This is a genomic window from Pseudomonas kitaguniensis (assembly GCF_009296165.1).
GTDB lineage: Bacteria > Pseudomonadota > Gammaproteobacteria > Pseudomonadales > Pseudomonadaceae > Aquipseudomonas > Aquipseudomonas kitaguniensis.
The window spans coordinates 1-5,955 of the sequence record NZ_VUAZ01000133.1; the positions used below are offsets into that span (position 1 = coordinate 1).

Annotated in this window: 2 protein-coding genes and 2 pseudogenes; all 4 read left to right on the plus strand. The window is 57.2% G+C overall.

What is annotated here, in order from left to right; translation table 11 throughout:
* A pseudogene (locus F0169_RS21510) lies at positions 1 to 155 on the plus strand (LysE family translocator); the annotation flags it as partial.
* A gap of 356 nt (positions 156 to 511) precedes the next feature.
* Positions 512 to 2,194, plus strand: coding sequence for a fatty acid--CoA ligase (locus F0169_RS21515; RefSeq protein WP_152747570.1), 1,683 nt, complete (start codon positions 512 to 514; stop codon positions 2,192 to 2,194).
* A gap of 332 nt (positions 2,195 to 2,526) precedes the next feature.
* Positions 2,527 to 4,389 carry a DUF1302 domain-containing protein gene (locus F0169_RS21520; protein ID WP_058414289.1) on the plus strand — a complete coding sequence of 621 codons (1,863 nt, stop codon included), beginning with the start codon at positions 2,527 to 2,529 and terminating at the stop codon, positions 4,387 to 4,389.
* A gap of 351 nt (positions 4,390 to 4,740) precedes the next feature.
* Positions 4,741 to 5,795, plus strand: a pseudogene (locus F0169_RS21525) (DUF1329 domain-containing protein).
* Positions 5,796 to 5,955: the final 160 nt, after the last annotated feature.

Genomic DNA, 5,955 nt, shown 5'->3' on the forward strand with positions numbered 1-5,955 from the left:
GTGGCGACGGCGTTGTGGTTCTGTCTGGTGGCGATGCTGTTCAGCCAGCAGCGCGTGCGTGCCGGCTTTGCGCGATGGGGCATTGGTTTGATCGAACCATGGGCGCGGTATTGATTGCCATTGGTGTGAAGCTGGCGTTTACCAGCATGAAATGACCAGGGCCCTGGCGGTGTGTCAGCCAAGTATTTTTCAACGCCCGAAAGCGACCCAATCCCCCCAAGCAGAACTCGGTCAAACTGTGGGAGGGGGGCTTGCTCCCGATGGCGGTGGGTCAGTCAATTCCTGTATCAACTGTAAAGCTGCTATCGGGAGCAAGCCCCCTCCCACAAAAAGCAAACATCTGCTGTGTACTCCACACCCGCTTTTGATCTGCTTTAGCCATTGGATAATGGCGCAAAGCTAGCATTCATTGGGGTTTGCAAATCATTCCTTTGGCTGATTTAGCTGAAACATAACGTCTCTAAAGTGAGGTGCTTCAAGCCAAGACGTGCCGTCATAAAAAGGGATTCCTATGTTGCAGACCCGTGTTATCCCGCCCGCCGAAGGCGCTTACCAATGCCCGCTGTTGATTAAACGCCTGCTGATGTCCGGGGCCCGCTACGAGAAAACCCGTGAAATCGTCTACCGCGACAAACTGCGCTACTCCTACCCGACACTGATCGAGCGGGTTGCCCGCTTGGCCAATGTTCTGACCGCAGCCGGGGTCAAGGCCGGTGACACCGTGGCGGTGATGGACTGGGACAGCCACCGCTACCTGGAATGCATGTTCGCCATCCCGATGATCGGCGCAGTGGTCCATACCATCAACGTGCGCCTTTCACCGGAACAAATCCTCTACACCATGAACCACGCCGAAGACCGCTTTGTGCTGGTTAACAGCGAGTTCGCAGGGCTCTACCAAGCCATCGCCGGGCAATTGACCACGGTGGACAAAACCCTGCTGCTGACCGACGCCGACTCCAACACCTGCGAGCTGCCCAACCTGGTCGGCGAATATGAAACCCTGCTGGCGGCCGCCAGCCCGCAGTACGACTTTCAGGATTTCGACGAAAACTCGGTCGCCACCACCTTCTATACCACTGGCACCACCGGCAACCCCAAGGGCGTGTACTTCACCCATCGCCAACTGGTGCTGCACACCCTCGGCGTGGCGACCATCATGGGCAGCATCGACAGCGTGCGTCTGTTGGGCACCAACGATGTGTACATGCCGATTACGCCGATGTTCCACGTGCATGCCTGGGGCCTGCCGTATGTGGCGACCATGCTCGGTTTGAAACAGGTTTACCCCGGCCGCTACGACCCGGAATACCTGGTGGAGTTGTGGCGCAAGGAAAAGGTCACGTTCTCTCATTGCGTGCCGACCATCCTGCAAATGTTGCTCAACGCCAAGGCTGCGCAAGACGTCGACTTTGGCGGCTGGAAAATCGTCATCGGCGGCAGCGCGCTAAACCGCTCGTTGTATGAAGCGTCCAAGGCGCGCGGCATTCAATTGACCGCCGCTTACGGCATGTCCGAGACCGGGCCGCTGGTGTCGTGCGCCCACCTCAACGAAGAACTGCTGGCTGGCACCGAAGACGAACGCACCAGTTACCGCATCAAGGCCGGCGTGCCTGGGCCCTTGGTGGAAGCGGCGATTGTCGATGGCGACGGTCACTTCCTGCCCGCCGATGGCGAGTCTCAAGGCGAGTTGGTGTTGCGTGCGCCCTGGCTTACCGAAGGTTATTACAAAGAGCCGCAAAAGAGCGCCGAGTTGTGGGCCGGTGGCTGGATGCACACGGGCGACGTGGCCACCCTCGATGCCTTTGGCGTGATCGATATTCGCGACCGCATCAAGGACGTGATCAAGACCGGCGGCGAATGGATCTCTTCACTGGCCCTCGAAGACCTGGTCAGCCGCCACCCGGCGGTACGCGAAGTAGCGGTGGTGGGCATCGCCGACCCGCAATGGGGCGAGCGCCCGTTTGCGTTGCTGGTGCTGCGTGATGGCCACGTGATAGGTGCTCGCGAGCTTAAAGAACACCTCAAGCCGTTTGTCGAACTGGGCCATTTGAGCAAGTGGGCGATTCCAAGCCAGATCGCCGTTGTTACTGAAATTCCCAAGACCAGTGTAGGAAAACTCGACAAAAAACGTATCCGTATCGACATCATTGAATGGCAGGCCAACAACAGCACGTTCCTCTCCACCCTCTGAAACACTGCAGCGTGCCCTTTTGGGCACGCACTGCTCTATCTCGCGCCTTCACTTGTGATTTTAAAATTTTCAGCCATCCTTCTCGCGTCGACCTTCGTCGGCGTGGCGAAAGGGCTGTGGCAGACGGGTTGGTGATGCAAATCACACTTTAGAGGGATCAAGCGGTACCCCCTGCTGGCTATAGTCCCAACCAGAGTTTTGCAAGGATGTGCGCTTCGGGCCATGGGGGCCTGGTTGCCGAGCGGCATTGGAATAGTTGTATTCCGGCCGTTACATGCATCCAAGAAGCAAGAACTCACTGCCATAACAATAATGCACATGGAGTAGCGTCGATGACCTCAGTAAACCAGTTCTGGCGCCGGGCAAAACTGCCCCTGGCCGTCAGTCTCGCTTCTACGCTCGCCGGGCCCGCATTCGGCGTCAGTTTTAATATCGGTGAAATCGAAGGCAGCTTCGACTCATCCCTGTCGGTGGGGGCGAGTTGGTCGACTGCCGGTCGGAATAAAGACCTGATCGGTGCCAACAACGGCGGCAAGGGGTTATCGCAAACGTCTGATGACGGTCACTTGAACTTCGACAAGGGTGATTCCTTCTCGAAGATCTTCAAGGGTATCCATGACCTTGAATTGAAATACGGTGACACCGGCGTGTTCGTGCGTGGCAAGTACTGGTATGACTTCGCGCTTCAAAACGAAGACCTGGATTTCAAAAACGTCAGCAACAACAACCGCAAAGAGGGCGCCAAGTCCTCTGGCGGGCAGATTCTTGATGCGTTCGTTTACCACAACTACAGCATCGCCGATCAGCCGGGTAACGTGCGGTTCGGCAAACAAGTGGTGAGCTGGGGTGAAAGTACGTTCATTGGTGGCGGTATCAACTCCATCAACCCAATCGATGTGTCCGCATTCCGTCGTCCGGGCGCCGAGATCAAGGAAGGCTTGATTCCGGTCAACATGTTCTATGTGTCGCAGACCCTCACCGACAACTTGTCGGCCGAGGCGTTTTATCAGTTGGAATGGGACCAGACCGTAACCGATAACTGCGGTACGTTCTTTTCACAGCCCGACATCGTTTCCGACGGCTGCTCCAACAACCTTAGAGTGTTGAATAAACGCTCGACTATCCCGGCGGCATTTTTGCCGGCACTGGCAGCGCGCGGGGTTGATATAAACAATGAAGGTGTTCTGGTGCGACGCGGCGCTGACCGTGACGCGCGTGACAGCGGCCAGTGGGGCGGCGCGCTGCACTACAATTTCGAACCGCTCGACACCGAGTTCGGCGCGTTTTTCATGAACTATCACAGCCGCGCGCCGATTTTCAGCGCACAGGGCGCTTCCCGCGCTGCGTTCGCCAGCGCCGCGCAATTAGGCCAATTAGCGCCGCTGGTGGTGGCGGGTAACTCCAACTACTTCATCGAATACCCGGAAGATATTCGCCTGTACGGCTTGAGCTTTTCCACGACCTTGCCCACAGGCACCGCGTGGAGCGGTGAGTTGAGCTATCGCCCGAACGCGCCGGTGCAACTGAACTCAACCGACATTCTGTTTGCGGGCGTGAAACCGCTTGGCGGTCCGGTATTGGGCAATGCTTCGTTGCTCAACGGCGTCCCTGGCCAAGACTTGCACGGCTATCGTCGCAAGGAAATCACCCAGTTCCAAACCACGTTTACGCACTTCTTCGACCAAGTGATGGGCGCTACTCGCCTGACACTGGTAGGTGAAGTCGGCGTGACCCATGTGGGCGGTTTGGAAAGCAAGTCTGACGTTCGTTACGGCCGTGACCCAGTGTTTGGCCCAGGCACTTTGCCGAATGGCGCGTGTGCTGCGTTGAACACCTCTACCGCTAACGGTGCGGGCCTTCCCAATTCCAATGGGCTGAACACCAACTGCAATAACGATGGCTTCACCACGGCAACTTCCTGGGGCTATCGCAGCCGTGCCATCTGGGAATACCCGGATGTGTTCGCCGGTGTAAACCTTAAACCCAACGTTGCCTGGTCCCACGACGTCAAAGGCTACTCGCCAGGCCCAGGCGGCAACTTTGAAGAGGGCCGCAAGGCCGTCAGCATGGGCGTCGACGCCGAATACCAGAACACCTACACCGTTAGCCTGAACTACACCAACTTCTTTGGTGGCAAGTTCACCACCGTGGATGACCGTGACTTCATCGCTTTGAGCGCCGGTGTGAACTTCTAAGCACACTCTTTTCAAGCTGTATGTTTTCAGGAAGAGCCAGACTATGAAAATAACTAAAAATCTGTTGCAGGTGAGTGTGCTGGGGCTGTCGATCATGGCGGGCAGCGTGATGGCCGCGTCTCGGCCGATGAAGCCGCAAAACTGGGCACCAGCTTGACCCCGATGGGCGCCGAAATGGCCGGTAACGCGGCAGGCACCATTCCTAAATGGTCGCCGCTGCCAACCAACGCGGGCGCGGTGGATGCGCGTGGTTTCCTGGCCAACCCGTATGCCAGCGAACAACCGCAATTCATCATCACCGCGAAGAACGTGGAACAGTACAAAGACAAGCTGGCGCCGGGGCAGTACGCGATGTTCAAGCGTTACCCGGACACCTTCAAAATGCCGGTGTACCCAAGCCATCGCGGCGCCACGGTGCCGGCTGATGTGTTTGCCGCCATCAAGAAAAACGCCACCACCACCAACCTGGTGTCGGGCGGTAACGGCCTGGAAAACTTCGAAACCGCCGTACCGTTCCCGATTCCGAAAACCGGTGTGGAAGTGATCTGGAACCACATCACGCGTTATCGCGGCGGCAGCGTGACGCGCCTGGTGACCCAGGCCACGCCACAAACCAACGGCTCCTTCAGCCTGGTGTACTTTCGCGATCAGTTCGTGTTCCGCGACAAAATGAAGGACTTCGATCCGAAAAATCCGGGCAACGTGCTGTTTTACTTCAAGCAGCAAGTGACCGCGCGGCGCGTCTGGCCGGTGGTGTGCTGCTGGTGCATGAAACCCTGGACCAGGTTAAAGAGCCGCGCTCTGCCTGGGTTTACAACGCCGGGCAGCGCCGGGTACGGCGCGCGCCGCAAGTGTCGTATGACGGCCCGGGCACCGCCGCCGATGGCCTGCGTACTTCGGATAACCTTGACATGTATAACGGCGCGCCAGACCGTTATGACTGGAAGCTGGAAGGTAAAAAAGAGATCTACATCGCGTCCAACAGTTACAAGATCGATGACCCGAAGCTTAAGTACGCAGACATCATCAAGGCGGGCCACATAAATCAGGACCTGGCCCGTTATGAACTGCGCCGCGTTTGGCATGTGGTTGCGACCTTGAAGGAAGGTCAGCGTCACATTTACGCCAAGCGTGACTTCTTTATCGACGAAGATACCTGGCAAGCGGCGGTGATCGATCATTACGATGGCCGTGGCCAGTTGTGGCGCGTTGCTGAAGCGCATGCCGAGAACTATTACGATAAACAAGTACCTTGGTACGCGATCGAAACCCTGTACGACTTGCAGTCTGGCCGTTACTTGGCATTGGGCATGAAGAACGAGGAGAAGCAGGCGTATGACTTTGGTTTTACCGCGACTACCAGCGACTTTACCCCTGCAGCATTGCGCCAGGACGGGGTTCGCTAAGCCGAACTAGCGAGTGTTCAACTGTGCGAGGCGCTACTGCACTTTGATGTAGCGCTGTCGCGCAGCAAACGGGCTTGCGTGCGGCCATCGTGGTTTAACGCGGCGCTTCTCAGATCAACAGCAAAAGCATGAGTGGTTGAAGCAGATCAACAGCGCTTTT

Coding starts and splice junctions, on each gene's coding strand:
- F0169_RS21520 (WP_058414289.1), top strand. CDS start 2,527: ATGACCTCAGTAAACCAGTTCTGGCGCCGGGCAAAACTGCCCCTGGCC.
- F0169_RS21515 (WP_152747570.1), top strand. CDS start 512: ATGTTGCAGACCCGTGTTATCCCGCCCGCCGAAGGCGCTTACCAATGC.